Below are 20457 nucleotides of genomic sequence, written 5' to 3'. Positions count from 1 at the left end.
CCCGCGTTCTCCGCCCGAGCGACCTGCACCGGCGGGTGGTGCGCTCGCTGCGCGAACCGCGGCGGGCCGCGCGCCTAAGCTTGAGGGGTGCTTCTCGCGATCGATACCTCCGCCGGCACCAGCGTCGCCGTTGTCGACCGGGACGGCGGCATCCTCTCCGAACACTCCGTGCTCGACACCCGCAGCCACGCCGAGGTGATCGGCGACCTGATCTCCCGCTGCCTGACCGAGTCCGGCACGGCGGTAACCGCCCTGTCCGGTGTCGCCGTCGGCATGGGGCCCGGCCCGTTCACCGGGCTGCGGGTCGGGATCGCCGCCGCCGAGACCTTCGCCTTTGGCGCGGGCAAGCCGGTGGTGCGCGTGGTCAGCCACGACGCGATCGCCTGGGGTCAGAGCGAGCCGGTGCTGGTGGTCACCGACGCGCGCCGTCACGAGGTGTACTGGTCGGCATATGACAGACCGGATGCCGCGGGCCTGCCACACCGCACCCACGGGCCAGGCCTGATCAAGCCAGCGGAGCTGGAAGCCGAGGTGCCCGAGTTCGCCACCTACCGCAGGCTCGACGCAGCCACGGTCTCCGCCGGAGCGCTCGGCATGCTCGCCGAGACCCTGTTCGCCAACAAGCGCGAGTTCGCCGGCAGCCAGCCGCTGTACCTGCGCTCACCGGATGTCACCCTGTCCACCGGCCGAAAGCGGGTGACCGCATGACCTGGCTGCTCCGCCGTGCCACCGCCGCCGACCTCGACGCCATCATGAGCATGGAGACGAGCACCTTCACCACCGACGCCTGGTCGCGCGAGGGCATGCTCAGCGAGATCACCGGCCCTCACCGCTACTACCTCGTCGCGGAGTCCGAAACCGGCACGATCGACGGATACGCCGGGCTGCTATCCCCGCACAACTCGCCGCAGGCCGACATCCAGACCATCGCCGTCGTCCCCGCCGCCCGCCGCCAAGGGCTTGGCCGCACCCTGATGCTCGCGCTGATCGGTGAGGCACGGGCCAGGGGAGCGCACGAGGTGTTCCTGGAGGTGCGCGCCGACAACCCCGGCGCGCAGAAACTGTACGAGGAGCTCGGATTCCGCGAGATCGCGGTACGGCCGAAGTACTACGAACCCGACGGGGTGGATGCGCTGGTCATGCGGCTCATCGTGCCCGACCCGGTGTCGCAATTCACCGGACGGAGCGACGGATGACGGAACCAATCGTGCTCGGCATCGAGACCAGCTGCGACGAGACCGGCATCGGCATCGTGCGCGGCACCACGCTGCTGGCCAATTCGATCGCCTCGTCAATGGACCAGCACGCCCGCTACGGCGGCGTCGTGCCAGAGGTGGCCGCGCGCGCCCACTTGGAGGCGATGACCCCGACCCTGGCCAGTGCGCTCAGCGATGCCGGCATCACCCTGGCCGACGTGGACGCCGTCGCCGTGACCAGCGGTCCAGGGCTCTCCGGCGCGCTCATGGTGGGGGTGGGCGCGGCGAAGGCCCTCGCCCTGTCCCTCGGCAAGCCGCTCTACGCCGTCAACCACCTCGTCGGCCACGTCGGCGCCGACATCCTCTCCGGTGACGACGTCGAGTACCCGACGGTGGCGCTGCTCGTCTCCGGCGGGCACACCTCGCTGCTGCTCGTGCGCGACCTGGTCAGCGACGTGGAACTGCTCGGCGAGACCATCGACGACGCCGCCGGGGAGGCCTTCGACAAGGTCGCCCGACTGCTCGACCTGCCATACCCCGGCGGACCCGAGATCGACCGGGCTGCCCTCGTCGGTGACCCCACAGCCATCCGTTTCCCGCGCGGGCTCAGCCTGCCGAAAGACATGGCGAAGCACCGCTACGACTTCTCCTTCTCCGGGCTGAAGACCGCTGTCGCCCGCTGGGTGGAGCAGAAGCAGGATGCCGGCGAGACCGTGCCGGTGGCGGATGTCGCGGCGAGCTTCCGTGAGGCGGTGGTTGACGTGCTGGTGACCAAGGCCATCGCCGCCTGCCGTGACCTCGGAGTGCCGCGTCTACTGCTCGGCGGCGGCGTGGTCGCCAACGCGCGACTGCGTCAGGTCGCGACCGAGCGAGCGGATGCCGCGGGCATCGCGTTGCGCATCCCACCGCTGTCGCTGTGCACAGACAACGGCGCCATGATCGCCGCTCTCGGGGCGCAGTTGATCCAGGCCGGCCGTCCGCCGTCCGGGCTCTCATTCGGCGCCGACTCCACCCTGCCGGTGACCAGCATCCAAGCCTGACCGGGCGTGACACGCGGCTCACTTTCGTTGACACCCTCGTGACGACGGTGGGACGATTGGCGCAACAGCAAGGAGTTCCGTCACATGTCAATGCCCCCTGCCGCACCGCCGCCGTACGAATACCCACAACAACAGCAGCCGGTCGGCCAAAAGTACAACGTTCTCGCGATCATCTCACTGGTGACATCCATCATCGGGATCTCGCTCGCCGGAATCATCTGCGGCCACATCGCGCTCAGCCAGATCAAGCGAACCGGCGAGTCAGGCCGGGGCATGGCAATCGCCGGCACCATCATCGGCTATGTCGGGCTCGTACTTTCGATCATCGCCGTCATCTGGACGCTCTCGTACTTGCCCACCATCATCGACCAACTGCCGCCGAGCCGCTACTAGAACAGGAACTCTCCATGTCCAACGTTCCCCCGCCTCCCGCCGCACCGACAGGCGACAACGACCCGGCGGACAACCTGCCCCCGGAGTCTCCTGTGCCGCCGGCTGACGTTCCGTCCCAGCCGTACGCCCCGCACGGTGCCACCCCGGCCGAGCCGTCCGCGCCACCGGCGCCGCCGTATGCGCCGCCGGCCCAGCCGTACTCACCGCCGCCGACCGGGGGAGCCATCCCGGGCACGCTGCCCGGATCGACCCAGCCGACTCAGCCATACGACCAGCCCTATAGCCAGCCCGGATCGACCCAGCAGCCATACGGTCAGCCCGGCTACGCGCAGTCGGCGTATGGTGCGCCGACCGCGTCGAAGCCGCAGACCCTCAGCCTGGTGTCGATGATCGCCGGTATCGCCGGCATCATCTTCAGCTGGGTGCCGATCCTCGGCTTCCTCGCCTCGGTCGCCGCGGTGATCACCGGTCACATGGCACAGGGTCGCGAGCCGCAGGCCAAGCCGTTCTGGCTGACCGGCCTGATCACCGGCTACGTCGGCATCCTGATGGGACTGCTCTTCACGTTCCTGCTGTTGATCCTGCCGATCTGGATCTTCTCGACGGTGCCGAGCAGCAGCTTCTAGTCCCGATCCGCCAGCAGCGCCACCCTCTTCTCGCCCAGCCGGGTGATGATGAGGGTGGCGTTTTGCTTTCCCTTCAGCGACAGCTTCGTGCGCAGCGCGGCGGGGTCGATGTCGATGCCGCGCTTCTTGATCTCGAGCGTTCCGATGTCGCGGGCGGCGAGCTCCTTTTTCAAGCTGCGCACGTCGAACGGCAGGGTCTCGCGCACTCGGAACCGGGTGGCGAACGGCGTCTCGATGGCGCTGTCGGCGGTGAGATAGGCGATGGTCGGATGCAGCATCCTGGCGCCGAGCTGCCGGGCTAGGTCACCGATGAGGCGTGCCCGGATGACAGCGCCGTCCGGCTCGTACAGGTACTCGCCGAGCGGCCCGGCCTCCACATCCTCACTGTCCGCGGCAGCCGTGAGTTCCGCGCTGCCGTGATGCCCGATCACCAGCGCCGAGCGGGCGACGCCGGGGGTGGCCACGGCGCCGAACCACAGCCCGAGTTCGACGACCTCGCGGTCTACCGACACCCATTGCGCCTCGGCGCCTGCCGGGATCAGGTCGCGGTCGATTCCGGGCCCGAGCTTGATGCCGGTGGGGAACCGCTCGGCCAGCCCGAACGCGAAGGTGAGCGAGGGCGACCAGTCCGCTGGGTCTTTCAGCCGGCCCTTCTCTGACCGGCGCGCCGGATCGAGATACACGCCGCCGACGCCGCTCAGGTCGACGTCCTCGACCGAGGCGTGCTCCACCCTGGCGCCGGTGAACGGGGCGAGGTTGTACGCGGCGATTGCCGCGGTTACCTCGTCGCGCTCTACCGCGGTCACGTCGATGTCGAGCGCGGCGAGGGCCATGGCGTCGGCGCCGATTCCGCAGCCGAGATCGGCGACCCAGTGCACCCCGGCCCGCTGGAATCGACCGGCGTGCCGGGCGGCGACCTGCAGCCGGGTTGCCTGCTCCAGCCCGGCCTCGGTGAACAGCATCCGGTCGGTGAATTCACCGAACTTGACGCGGGCGCGGGCGCGGAGCCGTGACTGGCTGAGCACGGCCGCGACCAGGCCGGGGGAGTGGCCGGCTCGACGAAGATCCGCGACGGTGCGAACGACATCGCCGGCGCTCTCGTACGGCGGTAGCTCGTCGAGCAGCCGCAAGCCGTCAAGCGATAACAGTTCGCGCAGTTCGCCGACATCCATGAGGCCATCCTGTCACTCGGTCTCGACAGGCTCGACCAGCGGGGACAGGCTCGACCAGCGGCGGGCGCTGGCACTCACGTTGCACGAGTGCCAGCGCACCACATACACTGGGTGCTGGCACACTCGCTGTGAGAGTGCTAACCCCGGATTTCCAGAAAGAAGAGGTCAACCGTGTCGGTCTCCATCAAGCCGCTCGAGGATCGCATTGTCATTCGCCAGGTCGAGGCGGAGCAGACCACTGCTTCCGGTCTCGTTATCCCTGACACTGCCAAGGAAAAGCCCCAGGAGGGCGAAGTTGTGGCGGTCGGCCCCGGCCGCATCGACGACAACGGAAACCGCATCCCGCTTGACGTTGCCGTCGGCGACAAGGTGATCTACTCCAAGTACGGCGGAACCGAAGTCAAGTACGGCGGCGAGGACCTCCTCGTGCTGTCGGCCCGCGACGTTCTCGCGGTCGTCGTCCGCTAGGTAGCAAAGCTCTAAGGAAGGCCCGGTGGTTCGCCACCGGGCCTTCTTTTATGCCCGCACTAGGCTAGGTCGGTGATCTCCCCTTCCGTAGCCGCAGGACACCGGCGCGGAGGGTTGGCCTACGCGATCGGCGCATACGGGCTCTGGGGCATCATGCCGGTGTACTTCATCGCCCTCGCCCCGAGCGGCCCGGTCGAGATCGTCGCCTGGCGGATCGTGCTGTCGCTGATCTTCTGCGCCGTGCTGCTGACCGTCACGCGCGGCTGGCGGGCGTTCGCGGCGATCGCGCAAAACCCGCGGCTGACCATCGCGATGGCGCTCGCCGGTGCGCTCATCCTCGTCAACTGGCTGACCTACGTGTACGCGACCCTCAGCGGCCAGGTGGTCGAGACCGCCCTCGGCTACTTCATCAATCCCGTCGTGACGGTGCTGCTCGGTGTGTTCGTGTTCGCTGAGCGGCTGCGCCCGCTTCAGTGGGTGTCGGTCGGCCTGGTTGCGGTCGCGGTGCTCGTGATCGGGGTCGGCTACGGCTCGGTGCCCTGGATCGCGCTGATCCTTGCCGTGACCTTCGCGATCTACGGCCTCGTCAAGAAGAAGGTCGGTGGCCAGGTCGACGCCGTGGCCGGGCTGACCCTCGAAACGGCATGGTTGACCGTGCCGGCGATCGTCGCACTCGCGGTCATCGCGTCGACCGGCGGCATCACCCTCGGCGCCAACGGTGCGCTGCACACCGTGCTGCTGGCGAGCGCGGGCATCATCACGGCGGTGCCGCTGCTGCTGTTCGCCGCCGCGGCCCGCCGGCTGCCCCTGTCGTGGATCGGGCTCGCCCAGTACCTGGCTCCGGTATTGCAGTTCGCAATCGGCGTGTTCGTGTTGGGCGAGGACATGCCGCCGGAGCGATGGTTCGGGTTCGCGCTGGTCTGGGTGGCGATCATCGTGCTCACCATCGACATGTTCCTCTCGGCCCGTTCCCGCCGAGCCTCGCGAAAACTGACCTGAGCTCTCGTTAGGGTTCAAATGTCCCCTGTGCACTGAAAGGTTCCGGATGCCCTCCAAGCCCATGATCCGCGTTATCGTGGTCGCCGCTGCGGTTGCGGCCCTCCTGTCAGCCTGCACGTCTGGGCCGGCGCCCACGCCGTCGGCCACCCCGACGCCAACGCCGTCGCAGACGGCGCCCGCGGCATCCGGCGATGGCGTGCTGCGGATCGGCACCCAGACCGATGCGGCCGCGGGCGGGGGAGCGATCGTCGCCGGCGCCGAACTGGCCGTTCGTGAGATCAACCTGGCGGGCGGGGTGAACGGCGCGCAGGTGGTGCTGTTCCACCGCGGGGTGGCCGAAACCGCGACGGCCGACCTCGTCGTGAAAGGCGCCGACGTCATCCTGGCCGGGCCCGGCGTGGCCGCTGCGGACGTGCTGCTGATCGCGGTTGAACCGTCAGAGACACCGGACGATGAGCTGGCCGCCCGGCTCGCGCAGATCGACCCTGGCGTGTCCGACTTCACCGGCGCGGTCGAGTCGTACCACCAGACCGTGCGCGCGGCGCTCGCCGCGGTTGTCGTGGGCGATGACGGCGCCGAGTCGCTGCGGTTCGGGCTGGACGCGGTGAGCGCAGGCAGCACCGAATGCAGCAGCTTCGGCGAATGCAGCGCCGCCCTCGCCGACGGCTTCTCGATCACGTACACGCTTGCGCACTGATTCGCGCGTCAAACCGACGAAATCCGCAATCATTACGCGTCAGATGCACGGATGCCGCTGCTGAAGATCACGGATTGTAACGATTGTGCGGGTGTTACACGTACGTAACCGCTTTGTATTGTGCCCGACGCGCTTTGTCAATAACTTGGCAGAACGGCAGTGCGGCTTGTGCTGGCGTGACCTGTGATCTATTGACTGCAAGGAGCAACATGAGCGCTTTCGCTAAGGCATTCGCCTCCCGCTCACGCACCCGGAAGGCTGGCCTTGTCGGTATCGCCCTCGTGGGAGCCAGCGCTCTCGTCCTCAGCGGCTGTGCCGCCGCGGACGAGGGAGATGAACCGTCGGGTGACACCGGCGCCCGCGACCTGAGCCTTCACATCGGGACGGCGCTGCCGCAGACCGGGAACCTGGCCTTCCTCGGACCACCTGAGAACGCTGGCGTCGCCTACGCCGTGTCCATGGTCAACGAGGCTGATCTCGGCGTTACCCTCGAGGTCACCGTGGGTGACTCCGGAGACACCGACAACAAGGCGTACGAGACCGAGATCCCGCGTCTGCTGGGTGAGGATGTCGCCGCAATCATCGGTGCGGCCTCGTCGGGAACTTCGCTGCAGTTCATCGACCAAGTCGTCGGCGAGGGTGTGATCATGTTCTCGCCCGCGAACACGTCGGACGCGTTCACCTCGTACGAGGACAACAATCTGTACTTCCGTACGGCCCCGTCGGACGTGCTGCAGGGCGAGGTTCTCGGAAACCTCATCGCAGAGGACGGCCACCAGACGCTCGGCATGATCGTGCTGAACGACTCCTATGGCACCGGCCTCGCCAAATACACGCAGGAAGCATTTGAGGCAGCGGGCGGAGAGGTCGTCGCACAGCCGATGTACAACACCGGTGACACCAGCTTCGACTCGCAGATCAGCGAGGTGCTGGCCGCCGACCCGGACGCGATCGCCCTGATCACGTTCGAAGAGGTGAAGACCATGCTGCCGAACCTGATCGGCTCGTTCCCCGCCGAGAACCTGTATTTCGTCGACGGCAACCTCACGCAGTTCGGCGATCAGTTGCCGGCGGGAGCGCTGGAGGGTGCCAAGGGCACCTACCCCGGTCTGAACGTCGAAGACCTCGGCAGCTTCACCACGGATCTGGAAGCGTTCTGGACGGGTGAGGGCAATCCCTCGCTCAATAACGAGTACACCTACGCGGCCGAGTCGTTCGACGCGGTGATTCTGCTGGCGCTGGCCGCCCTGGCGGCGAACTCCACCGAGTCCGCCGACATCGCCGGCAAGCTGCAGGAGGTCTCCGGCGGTTCCGGCGACGGTGAGACGTGCACCACCTACGAGCAGTGCGCGCAGATCATCCTCGACGGCGGTGTTGCCGACTATGACGGTCTCTCGGGTCCGATCACCTTCGACGAGGTCGGCGACCCGACCGAGGCCAGTATCGGCATCTACCAGTTCGGTCCTGACAACAACTACACCGCGGCGGAGTAGTCCAACGCACCACGAGGGGCCCCGGCAGAAGCCGGGGCCCTTCCCTTTGCGGCAGCCGGAACGCGGCATCCGGACCGGACGTCCGGCACCCCGCACATCAAGAGGGCCCCGGCGTACTCGCCGAGGCCCTCAAGTCGGTGTGGCTAGTGCTCTTCGCCGAGCGTGCCCAGGTACAGGCCGATGACCTTCGGGTCGTTCAGCAGTTCCCGGCCGGTGCCGTGGTACGCGTCGCGGCCCTGGTCGAGTACGTAACCGCGGTCGCAGATCTGCAGGCAGCGCCGGGCGTTCTGCTCGACCATGATGGTCGTGACGCCAGCGTTGTTGATTTCTGAGACCCGGATGAACGCCTCATCCTGACGCACCGGCGACAGACCCGCAGAGGGCTCGTCGAGCAGCAACACCTCGGGGTTCATCATCAGAGCCCGCGACATGGCCACCATCTGGCGTTCACCACCGGACAACGAACCGGCGCGCTGACCGAGGCGCTTGCCGATCTCGGCGAAGATCCCGACCACGAACTCCAGCTGTTCCTTGTACGCCTTGGGGCGTTGGTACAGCCCCATCTGCAGGTTCTCCTCGATGGTGAGACTCGGGAACACGTTGTTGTTCTGCGGCACGAATCCGACGCCGCGGGCGACGAGCTTGTTGGCCTTCAGCCCGGTGATGTCGTCGCCGTTCAGCGTGACAGATCCCTCGTGCACCTTCACCTGGCCGAAAATAGCCTTCAGCAGAGTGGACTTGCCGGCGCCGTTCGGGCCGATGATCCCGATCAACTCGCCCTTGTGGGCGACGAGGTTCGCGCCCCTCAGAATGTTCACGCCGGGCAGATAGCCGGCGACGATCCCGGTCGCCTCAATGACAGGGGTGCCGGTCGGCGCCACCGGCGTGGCGGCGGCTGGGGCTGTACTGGTCATTTGTTGGCCTCCGTTTCGTCTGATTCTCCGCGCGTGACGACGTCCTCGACGTCGGCCAGCAGGGTCTCGGCCGCCTCGGTCATTTCGCCCTTCACCCGGCCGGTGACGACGCCGAGGTCGACGTCCTGGTGGGCGCCGAGGTAGGCGTCGATCACAGCCGCGTCCTTCATGACGATCTGCGGTGGCCCCTCGGCGACGATTCGGCCCTCGGCCATGACGATGACCCAGTCGGCGATGTGGCGCACCATGTTCATGTCGTGTTCGATGAACAGCACCGTCATCCCCTCGTCCTTGAGATTGAGGATGTGGTCGAGCAACGACTGCGTGAGTGCCGGGTTGACGCCTGCCATCGGCTCATCCAGCATCACCAGCTGTGGGTCGGACATCAGGGCGCGAGCCATCTCCAGCAGCTTGCGCTGTCCGCCGGACAGGCTGGCCGCGAAATCATCCTGCTTGGCTTCCAGCGTGAAGCGCGTGAGAATCTCGATCGCCTTCTCCTCGATGTCGCCCTCCTGCTTGCGCCAGAAGGCGGGGAACAGGCTTGCGAAGAACTTCTCACCGGTCTGGTTGCGGGCACCGAGCTTCACGTTCTCGAGCACGGTGAGCAGAGAGAGCACCTTGGTCAGCTGGAACGTGCGCACCTGGCCGAGCCGTGACACCTTGAACGAGGGGATGCCAGACAGCGAAGTGCCGTCGTATTCCCACTTGCCCGAGTCAGGCTTGTCGAAACCGGTGAGCAGGTTGAACAGCGTGGTCTTGCCCGCCCCGTTCGGCCCGATCAATGCGGTGATGGCGTTGCGGGGGATTTCGACGTGCTCGACGTCGACGGCCGTCAGGCCACCGAAGGCGCGGGTGACATTGTCGGCGACCAGGATCGGGTCGACCTTGGGAACGCCGGGAACAAAGTCCCCTTTGTGCAGCCCGGTCGTCTTAGCTCGAGGGGTGGGAGGGACCGTGTTACTTGACAAAGGTCAGCTCCTTCTTGTTTCCGAGGATGCCCTGCGGCATGAATATGACAAGGAGCATCAGAGCGATGCCGACGATGATGAAGCGCAGGGTCTGCGCCTGGGTCGTCGACATGAAGGGCAGCACGCCGGAGCTGACCAAGGCGGGCAGGATGTTGCTGAGCAGTGACTGAACTACCCAGAAGATGGCCGAGCCGAGGATTGGACCGAACACCGTTGCCGCGCCACCGAGCAGCAGCGCGGTCCATACGAAGAAGGTCAGCGAGGTCACATAGACGCCGGGGTTCACCGATGATGGCAGCGCGTACACGACGCCGCCGAGGGCGCCGAAGATTCCGCCGAGCACGAGGGCCTGCATCTTGTAGGCGAAGACGTTCTTGCCGAGCGCGCGCACCGCGTCTTCGTCTTCACGGATGCCCTTGATGACGCGGCCCCAGGGGCTGCGCATCAGCGCCCAGACGATGAGGGCGGCAAGGGCCACCAGCACGATGCCGACGATGCGCACCCACCATCCGGTCTCGTTGTAGACCCAAGGCCCGAACCCGTACTCGCCGGGCGGGATCGGGTTCGAGGCGCGGAAGCTTCCGTGGTAACCGCTCAGGCCGTCAGCCGATCCCGTGACCGCGTCGAACGTCGTGGTCAAGAACAGCAGCCGGACGATCTCGGCCGCGGCGATCGTCACGATCGCGAGATAGTCGCCTCTGAGCCGCAGCGTCGGGATACCCAGAATGAACGAGAAGATCACCGAGGCGACCAGACCGATAAGGATCCCGACCCACCAGTGTAGACCGAAGGTGAGGACCGAGATCGCGTACCCGTACGCGCCGATCGCCATGTACGCGGCAATACCCATGTTGAGCAGGCCGGCGTACCCGAAGTGCACGGCCAAACCGATCGCGGCGAGAGCGTAGGCAATCGTTGCGGGTCCGAGCAGGGACGACGCGGTGTTGGAGAAGATCTGCAACCAGTCCATGTTCCGGCCCTATCCGATTCTCTCTTTGCGACCGAGGATGCCCTGCGGTCGGAACAGCAGGATGACGATCAGGATGCCGAGAGCACCGACGTACTTCAGATCGGACGGAATCCACAGCGTTGACACCTCGACAAGCAGGCCGACGATGATCGAACCGATCAGGGCGCCGAACGCGGTGCCCAGGCCGCCGAGGGTGATGCTCGCGAAGACAAGCAGCAGGATCTGCGCGCCCATGTCCCACTTGATGCCCGGACGGAAGTACGCGTACAGGATGCCGGCGAGACCGGCCATCGCGGCCGAGATGATCCAGACCCAGCGGACCACGCGATCGACATCGATTCCGGATGCCGCAGCCAGCGACGGGTTGTCGGAGATTGCCCGGGTCGCCTTGCCCATTCGCGTGTACAGCAGCCACAGCGCGAAGACAACGAGTACGACGACAGTCATTGCCATGCTTGCGATGTCGATCCAGCTCATGGTGACCGCGCCGAAGAGCGGGAACTCCGCCTCGGCCGAACCCGGCAGCTGCAAGGTGCCGCCGCCGATGAAGTATTGGAAGATATAGCGCAGCGTCAGCGACAGGCCGATGCTCACGATCATCAGCTGCACGAGGCCGAGGCCTTTATGTCGGAGCGGGCGCCAGAGGCCGGCGTCCATCGCCCAGCCGAAGGCGCCGCTGACGAGGATGGCGAGCGGGATGGCCGCGAGCATCGGCATGCCGATCGTGGTGCCGAAGAACAGCGCGATCACCGCGCCGAACGTCACCATCTCGGCATGCGCGAAGTTCGCGAGGCCCGTGGTGCCGTAGACCAGCGAGGCGCCGACCGCGGCCAGGCCCAGCATGAGGCCGAAGTTCAGGCCGTTGAAGATGCGCGACACGAGCTGGTCGAAGAAGCTGGTGACGTTGCGCTCACCCTCCCCTATGAAGAAGTTCATCGTGACGCGGCCGCCTGGCCCGATCTCGACCTCCTGCACGTTGCCGCCCTCGAGCACCGCGATGCCCTCTGGCAGGGTGCTCTCCACAAGGGTGACGGTGTAGGTGTCGCGCTCCGGAACGCCCACACGCCAACGGCCCTCGGCATCCGTCTCCACCTCGAGATCGACACCGTTGCCTGTCACCGTGATGAGCACGTCCTCGAGGGGTTGCCCCTCGTTCTGCACGTTTCCGCTGATCTTGTACGGCTCGTCGGCACCCACCTCATCGGCGTACGCGGGGGCCGCCGTGAGCATCAGTAGAGCACCGAGAAGGGCGATGAAGACGAGAAACAGCGCGCGCAGTCCGCGCTGCGTCGTCCGGCGAGCTGATTGCACAGTACCTCCAAGACGGGCAGTCGGGCTGGTGGATCCCCAGAACTCCTGCCGCTCCGTCGTCGTTGACGTTACTTCTCGTTTGTGACGACAGTGTTTCACACGAATCACTACCGATGAGGACATTATGACGGCTCGGAATAACGATCCGCGCATTCCGTTAACATTGATTACCGGGTTTCAACGCTGCATCCGGATTTCTTTTCTCGTTTCTTCAAGGAGATCTCATGGATCAGCCTGACCCGTTTGGATTCGTCGGCCTCACCTACGACGATGTAATGCTGCTACCCGGCCACACCGATGTCATCCCGAGCGAAGCAGACACCTCGTCGCGGCTCACTCGCAACATCCGCGTGAGCACACCGTTGATTTCGGCGGCGATGGACACCGTGACCGAGGCGCGCATGGCGATCGCGATGGCTCGCAACGGCGGGCTCGGCGTGCTGCACCGCAACCTCTCGATTGAGGACCAGGCGCGCTACGTCGACAAGGTCAAGCGCAGCGAGTCCGGCATGATCACCAACCCGGTGACGACCACGCCGGATGCCACGGTCGCCGAGGTGGACGCCCTGTGTGGCCAGTTCCGCGTGTCCGGCCTTCCCGTGGTGGAGGGCGACGGCAAGCTCGTCGGTATCATCACCAACCGCGACATGCGGTTCGTCTCGCAATTCGAGAAGTCGACCACGCTGGTGCGCGACGTTATGACCAAGCTGCCGCTGATCACCGCGAAGACCGGCATCGACCCGGATTCCGCGATCGCCATCTTCGCGCAGCACAAGATCGAGAAGCTCCCGCTCGTCGATGACAGCGGCCGCCTCACCGGACTCATCACGGTGAAGGACTTCGACAAGACCGAGCAGTACCCGAACGCCACCAAGGACGACGAGGGTCGCCTGCGGGTCGGCGCGGCGATCGGCTTCTTCGGCGATGCCTGGGACCGGGCCGGCGCCCTCGCCGACGCCGGTGTCGACATCATCGTGGTCGACACCGCCAACGGTGACTCGGCCGGTGAGATCAACATCATCCGCAAGCTGAAGGCCGACCCGGCGTTCCGCGGCATCGACATCATCGGCGGCAACGTGGCCACCCGCTCCGGCGCGCAGGCGCTGGTCGAGGCCGGCGCCGACGCCATCAAGGTGGGCGTTGGTCCCGGATCCATCTGCACCACCCGCGTGGTGGCCGGTGTCGGCGTGCCGCAGGTCACCGCGGTGTACGAGGCATCCCTCGCCGCACGCGAGGCCGGCGTTCCGGTGATCGCCGACGGCGGGCTGCAGTACTCGGGTGACATCGCAAAGGCGCTCGTCGCCGGCGCCGAGACCGTGATGCTCGGTTCGCTGCTGGCCGGAACCGACGAGAGCCCGGGCGACCTGGTCTTCGTCAACGGCAAGCAGTTCAAGAACTACCGCGGCATGGGCTCGCTCGGTGCGATGCAGACCCGTGGGCAGAAGACCTCGTACTCCCGCGACCGTTATTTCCAGGCGGATGTCCCGAGCGATGACCAGCTCATCGCCGAGGGCATCGAAGGCCGCGTGCCCTACCGCGGACCGGTCGGCTCGGTGACCTACCAGCTGCTCGGCGGACTGCGCCAGTCGATGTTCTACGTCGGCGCCCGCACCATCGAGGAACTGCGCAACAAGGGCAAGTTCGTGCGCATCACCGCGGCAGGTCTCAAGGAGTCGCACCCGCACGACGTGCAGATGGTCGTGGAGGCCCCGAACTACCGCAAGTAGCGACCCAGCTGATTCCTCAGAGAATGCCCATGTGCCCTGCGCACATGGGCATTCTTTGCAGAATCACGGATGACGCCAGCTCGCCGAGTGCCGACCGCCGAGGCGTCCACCATCGGTCAGCGCTGCGGAAACGGACGAGCGAGCCCGCCGCGGCACGCGCGCTCGCCCGAAAACGCAGCGCTCACCGCAGTGCGGGCAGCCCGGCCACGCCGCGAGAACCCGCCGCGGAAACCTACCCCGAAGGCCGCGTCGGAGGGCGGCGGTAGGCTGGCGTAGTGACTGAGATCGAGATTGGCCGCGCCAAGCGTGCCCGCCGTGAGTATTCCTTCGACGACATTGCGATTGTTCCCAGTCGCCGCACCCGTGACCCGCGCGATGTCTCGGTGAGCTGGTCGATCGACGCCTTCACCTTCGAGGCCCCGGTGATGGCAGCTCCGATGGACTCGGTGGTGTCGCCCGCCACCGCGATCGCGATCGGCAAGCTCGGCGGACTCGGCGTGCTCGACCTCGAGGGCGTGTGGACGCGGTACGAGAACGCCGAAGACGTCCTCGCCGAGATCCGCGACCTGCCGGCCGACGTGGCCACCGCGCGGATGCAGCAGATCTACGCCGAGCCGATCAAGCCGGAGCTGATCAAGGAGCGCCTGGCCGAGATCCGCGCCGCCGGGGTTCCGGTCGCCGGCGCGCTCAGCCCGCAGCGCACCCAGGACCTGCACCAGACCGTGGTCGACGCCGGGGTCGACCTGTTCGTCATTCGCGGCACCACGGTGAGCGCCGAGCACGTGTCGAAGAACGCCGAACCGCTCAACCTGAAGAAGTTCATCTACGAGCTGGACGTGCCGGTGATCGTCGGCGGTGCCGCCACCTACACGGCCGCCCTGCACCTGATGCGCACCGGTGCAGCCGGTGTGCTGGTCGGCTTCGGCGGGGGAGCCGCGTCGACCACCCGCGCCGCGCTCGGCATCCACGCCCCGATGGCCACCGCGGTGGCGGATGTCGCGGGTGCACGCCGCGATTACCTCGACGAGTCCGGCGGACGCTACGTGCACGTGATCGCCGACGGCGGACTGTCGACCAGCGGCGACATCGTCAAGGCGATCGCCTGTGGCGCCGACGCCGTGATGCTCGGCACCGCCCTGGCCCGCGCCGATGACGCCCCCGGCGGCGGATGGCACTGGGGCCCGGAGGCGCACCACGCCGAGCTGCCTCGCGGCAACCGCGTTCAGGTCGGCAGCATTGCCCCGCTCGAGCAGATCCTGTTCGGACCGTCGACCGTGGCCGACGGACGCAGCAACCTGATCGGCGCCGTGCGCCGGTCGATGGCGACGACCGGCTACTCCGACCTCAAGGAGTTCCAGCGGGTCGAGGTCATCGTCGCTCCCTACCACCGTCAGGGGTAGTCGCACACAATCGCCAGGGCTAGCCGTAATCAGCAGCCATGGACTAGTCGTACACAGCAGTCGGTCCGAGGACCGCGGGGCCGGAGGTGGGTATGGCCGGGCAGAAGCCGGTGACCAGATCGTCAAAGTTGGGGCCGGAGGAACGCGCGGCCGCCCTTCACGCGCTGAAGACCAAGGAACTCGACATCCTCGTCATCGGTGGCGGCATCGTCGGCACCGGTTCCGCGCTGGATGCCGTGACCCGCGGGCTCAGCGTCGGCATGGTCGAGGCGCGCGACTGGGCGAGTGGTACCTCCAGTCGGTCGTCGAAACTCGTGCACGGCGGCATCCGCTATCTGGAGCAGTTGGACTTCCGGCTGGTTCGCGAGGCGTTGATCGAGCGCGGCCTGCTGCTGCAGCGCATCGCGCCTCACCTGGTGAAGCCGGTGCGCTTCCTGTACCCGCTCACCAAACCGGTGATCGAGCGGTTGTACGTCGGCGCCGGGATGCTGCTCTACGACCTGTTCAGCTACAGCGGCGGCCGTCCGCCCGGTGTTCCGCACCACCGTCACCTGTCGCGCCGGCAGCTGATGCGCGCGGCGCCCAGCCTGCGCGGCGACGCATTCCGCGGCGGGCTGGTCTACTACGATGCCCAGGTTGATGACGCCCGTTACGTGTCGAGCCTTGCCCGCACCGCGTCGTTCTACGGCGCGCACGTGGCCAGCCGGGTGCGCGTCGAGGGGTTCCTCAAGGTGGGCGAGCGGGTGGTCGGGGTCACCGCGCACGACCTCGAGACCGGCGAACGGTTCGAGATCAAGGCCCGCCAGGTGGTGAACGCCACCGGCGTGTGGACCGATGACACCCAAGCGATGGTGGGGGAGCGCGGCCAGTTCAAGGTGCGCGCCTCGAAGGGCGTGCACCTGGTGGTGCCGCGTGACCGCTTCCAGTCCAAGGTGGGGCTGCTGCTCCGCACCGAGAACAGTGTGCTGTTCGTGATCCCCTGGGGCCGGCACTGGCTGATCGGCACCACCGACACCGACTGGAACCTCGACAAGGCGCACCCGGCCGCCACCGCAGCCGACATCGACTACCTGCTGAAACGGGTGAATGAGGTGCTGAACGTGCCGCTCACCCGGGAAGACGTCGAAGGCGTCTACGCCGGGCTGCGCCCGCTGCTGGCGGGGGAGAGCGACCAGACCTCCAAGCTCAGCCGCGAGCACATCGTCGCGCACACCGTTCCGGGACTCGTGGTCGTGGCCGGCGGCAAGTGGACCACATACCGGGTGATGGCGAAGGACGCGATCGACGCCGCCGTCGACGCGCTGGACGGCAAGATCCCGGCATCCACCACCCACGAGGTGAGCCTGCTCGGCGCCGAGGGCTACCAGGCGGCGTGGAACAAACGCGGCAAGATCGCCCGGGCGTTCGGGATTCACAAGGTGCGGGTGGAGCACCTCCTGAACCGGTACGGGGTGCTCACCGACGAACTGCTCGATCTGATCCGCTCCCGGCCCGAGCTCAAGGACGCGCTGCCCGGCGCCGACGATTACATCCAGGCCGAGGTGGTCTACGCGGCAACCCACGAGGGCGCGCTGCACCTCGACGACGTGCTCGCCCGGCGCACCAGGGTGTCGATCGAGGCGTGGGACCGCGGGGTGTCTGCCGCGCCGGTCGCCGCGAGGTTGATGGGCGACGCGCTCGGCTGGGACCAGGCCAGGATCGACCGTGAGGTCGCGTTCTACCTGAAACGGGTCGAGGCCGAACGGGCGAGTCAGCAGCAACCGGATGACGCGTCCGCCGATCGTGTGCGGCTGGAAGCGCCAGACATCAGCACCACCCCGCTGGCTCCGTAGTCCCGCGCCGACGCTGGAATGCGCTGACGTAGACTGGATCGACCGCCACCAAACCCCGAAAGGGCCCATCCTCATGGTTGATCTTCGGCGCGTCCAACTCCCGGGCGTCGGAATATTGCACACCTTCGTCACCGAGGACGGCGGCAAGGTCGGCGTTGTCACCCACCGCTCCGGCCACAGCGATCTGATCAGCTTTGCCGAGGCCGCGGACGGAGCGGATGCCGTCAAGGTGTCGTTGCGTCTCGACGAAGACGAGGCCCGCACCCTCGCCGAATTGCTCGGCGGAACCCAGATCACCCAGTCCCGGTCGAGCGTCTCGGAGATCCCCGGGCTCGCCATCGACTGGTTCCCCGTCGACTACGACGACTACATCGCAGGCAAGCCGCTCGGCGACCTCGCCGAGCATGGCGCCGTCGGATGCACCGTTGTGGCCGTCGTGCGCGGAGACGCCACGAACCCGGTGCCCTCGGATGAGTTCAAGGTCTTCCCCGGTGACACCCTGGTGCTCGCCGGCGCGCCGGAGAAGGTCGCCAAGGCGTTCCAGTTCTACCGAACGGGTGAAGTGAAGTCGAAGGCTGCCGCCGCAGCGCCGCCGGGAGAATAGCGGATGCATCTCGGCCAAGACCTCCTCGTCCTCGGCATCCTGTTCGTCCTCGCGTATGTGCTCGGCAGAGCAGGCAAGCTGATCGGACTCCCGGTCATCCCCATCTACATGGTGGTCGGTCTGCTGGCGAGCCCGCACGTCGGCTGGTTCCCGCTCGACTTCGACACCCAGCGGGTCGAGCTGATCGCCGTCTTCGGCTTGATCATGCTGCTGTTCAACCTCGGCCTCGAATTCGATCAGGACGCGTTCTTCAACAACGCCGGCAAGCTGCTGATCTCCGGCGGTTCGTACATCGTGCTCAACATGGGCGTCGGGCTGGCCTTCGGGTTCATGATCGGGTGGGGGCCCCGCGAGGCCCTCGTGATCGCCGGCATGACCGCAACATCCTCGAGCGCCATCGTCACCAAGCTCATCATCGAACTGCGGCGCCTCGCCAACGACGAGACGCCGATGATCCTCGGCGTGACCGTGGTCGAAGACATCTTCATCGCCATCTACCTGGCTGTGGTCGGGGTGGTACTGAGCGGTGAGACCGACCTCGGGCCGATCGTGGTGAAACTCGGGGTGGCGTTCCTGTTCCTGGTGGTGATGTTCTCGCTCGCCCGGTGGGGTGGTCGCGTCGTGTCGCGGCTGATCCAGGCCAAGGATGACGAGCTGTTCACCATCCTGTTCTTCGGGCTCGCGCTCGCCTTCGCCGGCATCGGCGAACTGCTCGGCGTCACCGACGCGATCGGCGCGTTCCTGATCGGACTGGTGCTCGGCGCCACCCGATTCCGCACCCGGATCGAACACATCGCGCTGCCGTTGCGCGACGTGTTCGGCGCGTTCTTCTTCCTGAACTTCGGGCTGGCGTTGAACCCCGCCACCTTCGGCGAGGTGCTCGGCCCGGTGGCCGCCGCCATCGGGATGACCATCGTGCTGAACCTGATCGCCGGACAGTTCGTGGCATGGATCAACAAGATGGGCCCGCAGGCCGGATTCAACACCGCCGTGATCTTGCAGAACCGTGGCGAGTTTGCCCTAATCCTCGCCACGCTCGCGCTCGCGGCGGGCTTGGACGACCGGATGACGCCATTCGCCGGGCTCTACGTGCTGGTGATGTCGGTGATCGGCCCGCTCATGGCCGTGAACTCGGAGCGGATCGGCGGCTGGTTCGGCGCTCCAAGCCGCAAGAAGAAGAAACAAGCGGCCGCCAGAGCCGCGGCCGAGCGCGAGGCAGCGCTGACCGGTGAAATGCCGGTAGGGGGTGCGGTGGTGACCGACACCCTTGAGGCCGAGGCGCCCACGAAGGGCACCATCGACTCCAGCGTGGAGCGCGCGATGAGCGAGCGCGACGAACAGATAGCGCGCGAGCGGGATCCGGAGTACTAAACCGTGTGGAACGTTGCGCGCAGGCCGCGCTGGATCGCCATGCTCGTGCTGTGTCTAGCAGTGGCGGCGGCATTCGCGCTGCTCGGCCAGTGGCAGCTGGAACGAAGCGTCGACGAGGCCACCGTGATCGACCGCGACACCGAGACGGTGCAGCCGATCGACCGGCTCACCGAGCCGCAGCGCGCGGTGACCGAGGCGATGGCCGGCCATGTCGTCTCGGCGACCGGGGCGTTCGTGCCCGGCGAGTTCACCGTGCTCTCCGACCGTCAGCAAGACGGCGAGAGCGGGTACTGGCTGGTCGGGCAGTTCAGGGTGGGCGCCACCGAGGCCGAGCGGCAGACGGGGCCGAGCCTGGCCGTCGCGATCGGGTGGGCACCGACATCCGCTGAATTGGACGGCGTCATCGATCGCCTGCCGGACGGTCCCCTCGAGATCACCGGCCGGTACCTGCCCAGCGAGGCGCCCACCGATTCCGACTTCGAGAACGGCGAGCACTCGAGCCTTGCCATCGCCGCACTGATCAACCAGTGGCAGTCGGTCGACGATGTGTACGGCGGCTATCTCGTGCTGCACGATGACGTCGGCCAGCAGCTGATCTCCTCGCCGAAGCCGAGCGAGGAAGTCCAGCTCAACTGGCTGAACATCTTCTACGCGGCCGAATGGGTGATCTTCGCCGGGTTCGCCATCTACCTGTGGTACCGGCTGGTGAAGGATGCCTGGGAGCGTGAGCTCGAGGAAGCTGCCGAGCTGGCCGCCCAGCAATCGCGCGACCCGCAAAAGGTAGACTGACCCCCATGGCATTGGCTCCAAAACCCGAGACGTTCCCGCAGATTCGGAGCGGCCTCAAGTTCTATCAGGTAACCGCATACATCACCGGAGTCATGCTGCTTTTGCTGTGCGCCGAGATGATCGCCAAGTACTGGTTCGGCAGCGAGATCGAACTCGGCGGCGCGTACGGTTTCCTGGCGCTGGTGCCGGATGGCACCGTGCAGGCGGTGAACCTGAGCACCGGCATCCTGATCGTGCACGGCTGGTTCTACGTGATCTACCTGATCGCCTGTTTCCGACTCTGGACCTTCATGCGCTGGAACCTGCCGCAGCTTCTGCTGATGGCGACCGGTGGCGTCGTTCCGTTCCTGTCCTTCATCGTCGAAGTACGGCTGTCTCGCACGATCAATTCCTATCTCACCAACCGTGAAGCCGAACTAGCGGAGGCCGCCCATTAACGCACTCACCGACACCCAGCCGGGAGCCGACGGACTCGAGAACGAGGAGG

The 20457-nt window shown here is 66.7% G+C and carries 21 protein-coding genes; 16 read left to right on the top strand and 5 right to left on the bottom strand.

The genetic code is table 11. The features are described from left to right. The first annotated feature begins 87 nt into the window (after positions 1-87). From tsaB to HCT51_RS14530, 5 genes are all read left to right on the top strand, one after another. The gene (tsaB, locus tag HCT51_RS14550; protein WP_166877180.1) at positions 88-708 is read left to right on the top strand and encodes a tRNA (adenosine(37)-N6)-threonylcarbamoyltransferase complex dimerization subunit type 1 TsaB; all 621 of its coding nucleotides are present in this window, start codon (positions 88-90) and stop codon (positions 706-708) included. After that, on the top strand, positions 705-1196 hold the full coding sequence (gene rimI, locus HCT51_RS14545; RefSeq protein WP_166877183.1) for a ribosomal protein S18-alanine N-acetyltransferase: 492 nt from the start codon (positions 705-707) through the stop codon (positions 1194-1196). Before tsaB ends, rimI begins: the two co-directional genes overlap by 4 nt. Further along, positions 1193-2236 (top strand): tRNA (adenosine(37)-N6)-threonylcarbamoyltransferase complex transferase subunit TsaD, encoded by a 1044-nt coding sequence (gene tsaD / locus HCT51_RS14540; protein WP_166877204.1) that lies wholly within the window; start codon positions 1193-1195, stop codon positions 2234-2236. The genes rimI and tsaD overlap by 4 nt, the downstream gene beginning before the upstream one ends. A gap of 84 nt (positions 2237-2320) precedes the next feature. Next, complete coding sequence (locus tag HCT51_RS14535; RefSeq protein WP_166877207.1) at positions 2321-2629, top strand: DUF4190 domain-containing protein; 309 nt, start codon at positions 2321-2323, stop codon at positions 2627-2629. 14 nt (positions 2630-2643) lie between these two features. Continuing rightward, the gene (locus tag HCT51_RS14530; RefSeq protein WP_166877210.1) at positions 2644-3255 is read left to right on the top strand and encodes a DUF4190 domain-containing protein; all 612 of its coding nucleotides are present in this window, start codon (positions 2644-2646) and stop codon (positions 3253-3255) included. On the opposite strand, the gene HCT51_RS14525 is transcribed toward HCT51_RS14530, so the two are convergent. Then, positions 3252-4427 (bottom strand): class I SAM-dependent methyltransferase, encoded by a 1176-nt coding sequence (locus HCT51_RS14525; RefSeq protein WP_166877213.1) that lies wholly within the window; start codon positions 4425-4427, stop codon positions 3252-3254. The genes HCT51_RS14530 and HCT51_RS14525 overlap by 4 nt on opposite strands. Positions 4428-4598: 171 nt before the next feature. On the opposite strand from HCT51_RS14525, the gene groES reads away from it, so the two are divergent. The 4 genes from groES (at position 4599) to HCT51_RS14505 (ending at position 8084) form a co-directional block, all read left to right on the top strand. Continuing rightward, a complete protein-coding gene (groES, locus tag HCT51_RS14520; RefSeq protein WP_166877216.1) occupies positions 4599-4895 on the top strand; it encodes a co-chaperone GroES in 297 nt (98 codons plus the stop codon). A 75-nt stretch (positions 4896-4970) separates the two neighbouring features. Beyond that, positions 4971-5894, top strand: coding sequence for an EamA family transporter RarD (gene rarD, locus HCT51_RS14515; RefSeq protein ID WP_166877916.1), 924 nt, complete (start codon positions 4971-4973; stop codon positions 5892-5894). Between the two features lie 46 nt (positions 5895-5940). Continuing rightward, on the top strand, positions 5941-6591 hold the full coding sequence (locus HCT51_RS14510; protein ID WP_166877219.1) for a hypothetical protein: 651 nt from the start codon (positions 5941-5943) through the stop codon (positions 6589-6591). A 209-nt stretch (positions 6592-6800) separates the two neighbouring features. Then, entirely contained in the window at positions 6801-8084 is a 1284-nt protein-coding gene (locus HCT51_RS14505; RefSeq protein ID WP_166877222.1) for an ABC transporter substrate-binding protein, read from the top strand. A 143-nt stretch (positions 8085-8227) separates the two neighbouring features. On the opposite strand, the gene HCT51_RS14500 is transcribed toward HCT51_RS14505, so the two are convergent. From HCT51_RS14500 to HCT51_RS14485, 4 genes are read right to left on the bottom strand one after another with little or no spacing between them, the layout of a single operon-like run. After that, a complete protein-coding gene (locus HCT51_RS14500) occupies positions 8228-8998 on the bottom strand; it encodes an ABC transporter ATP-binding protein (RefSeq protein WP_166877226.1) in 771 nt (256 codons plus the stop codon). Then, positions 8995-9966 (bottom strand): ABC transporter ATP-binding protein, encoded by a 972-nt coding sequence (locus HCT51_RS14495; protein WP_166877229.1) that lies wholly within the window; start codon positions 9964-9966, stop codon positions 8995-8997. Before HCT51_RS14495 ends, HCT51_RS14500 begins: the two co-directional genes overlap by 4 nt. After that, positions 9956-10936, bottom strand: coding sequence for a branched-chain amino acid ABC transporter permease (locus HCT51_RS14490; protein WP_166877232.1), 981 nt, complete (start codon positions 10934-10936; stop codon positions 9956-9958). The genes HCT51_RS14495 and HCT51_RS14490 overlap by 11 nt, the downstream gene beginning before the upstream one ends. Positions 10937-10945: 9 nt before the next feature. Then, on the bottom strand, positions 10946-12205 hold the full coding sequence (locus HCT51_RS14485; protein ID WP_370626968.1) for a branched-chain amino acid ABC transporter permease: 1260 nt from the start codon (positions 12203-12205) through the stop codon (positions 10946-10948). 266 nt (positions 12206-12471) lie between these two features. Between HCT51_RS14485 and guaB the strand changes: the two genes are divergently transcribed. The 7 genes from guaB (at position 12472) to HCT51_RS14450 (ending at position 20407) form a co-directional block, all read left to right on the top strand. Continuing rightward, complete coding sequence (guaB, locus tag HCT51_RS14480; RefSeq protein ID WP_166877235.1) at positions 12472-13974, top strand: IMP dehydrogenase; 1503 nt, start codon at positions 12472-12474, stop codon at positions 13972-13974. Between the two features lie 275 nt (positions 13975-14249). Further along, positions 14250-15374, top strand: a complete 1125-nt coding sequence (locus HCT51_RS14475; protein WP_166877238.1) for a GuaB3 family IMP dehydrogenase-related protein — start codon at positions 14250-14252, stop codon at positions 15372-15374. Positions 15375-15466: 92 nt separating this feature from the next. Continuing rightward, entirely contained in the window at positions 15467-17206 is a 1740-nt protein-coding gene (locus HCT51_RS14470) for a glycerol-3-phosphate dehydrogenase/oxidase (RefSeq protein ID WP_166877242.1), read from the top strand. A 73-nt stretch (positions 17207-17279) separates the two neighbouring features. Further along, positions 17280-17810, top strand: coding sequence for a cation:proton antiporter regulatory subunit (locus tag HCT51_RS14465; RefSeq protein ID WP_166877245.1), 531 nt, complete (start codon positions 17280-17282; stop codon positions 17808-17810). Positions 17811-17813: 3 nt separating this feature from the next. Further along, positions 17814-19181 (top strand): cation:proton antiporter, encoded by a 1368-nt coding sequence (locus HCT51_RS14460; RefSeq protein WP_166877248.1) that lies wholly within the window; start codon positions 17814-17816, stop codon positions 19179-19181. Between the two features lie 3 nt (positions 19182-19184). Continuing rightward, positions 19185-19970, top strand: coding sequence for an SURF1 family protein (locus HCT51_RS14455; RefSeq protein WP_166877251.1), 786 nt, complete (start codon positions 19185-19187; stop codon positions 19968-19970). A 5-nt stretch (positions 19971-19975) separates the two neighbouring features. After that, complete coding sequence (locus HCT51_RS14450) at positions 19976-20407, top strand: DUF3817 domain-containing protein (protein WP_166877254.1); 432 nt, start codon at positions 19976-19978, stop codon at positions 20405-20407. The last annotated feature ends 50 nt before the right edge of the window (positions 20408-20457 follow it).

Origin of the sequence: Salinibacterium sp. ZJ450 (assembly GCF_011751885.2) — a bacterium.
GTDB lineage: Bacteria > Actinomycetota > Actinomycetes > Actinomycetales > Microbacteriaceae > Ruicaihuangia.
This window is presented reverse-complemented; position numbering and strand designations above follow the sequence as displayed.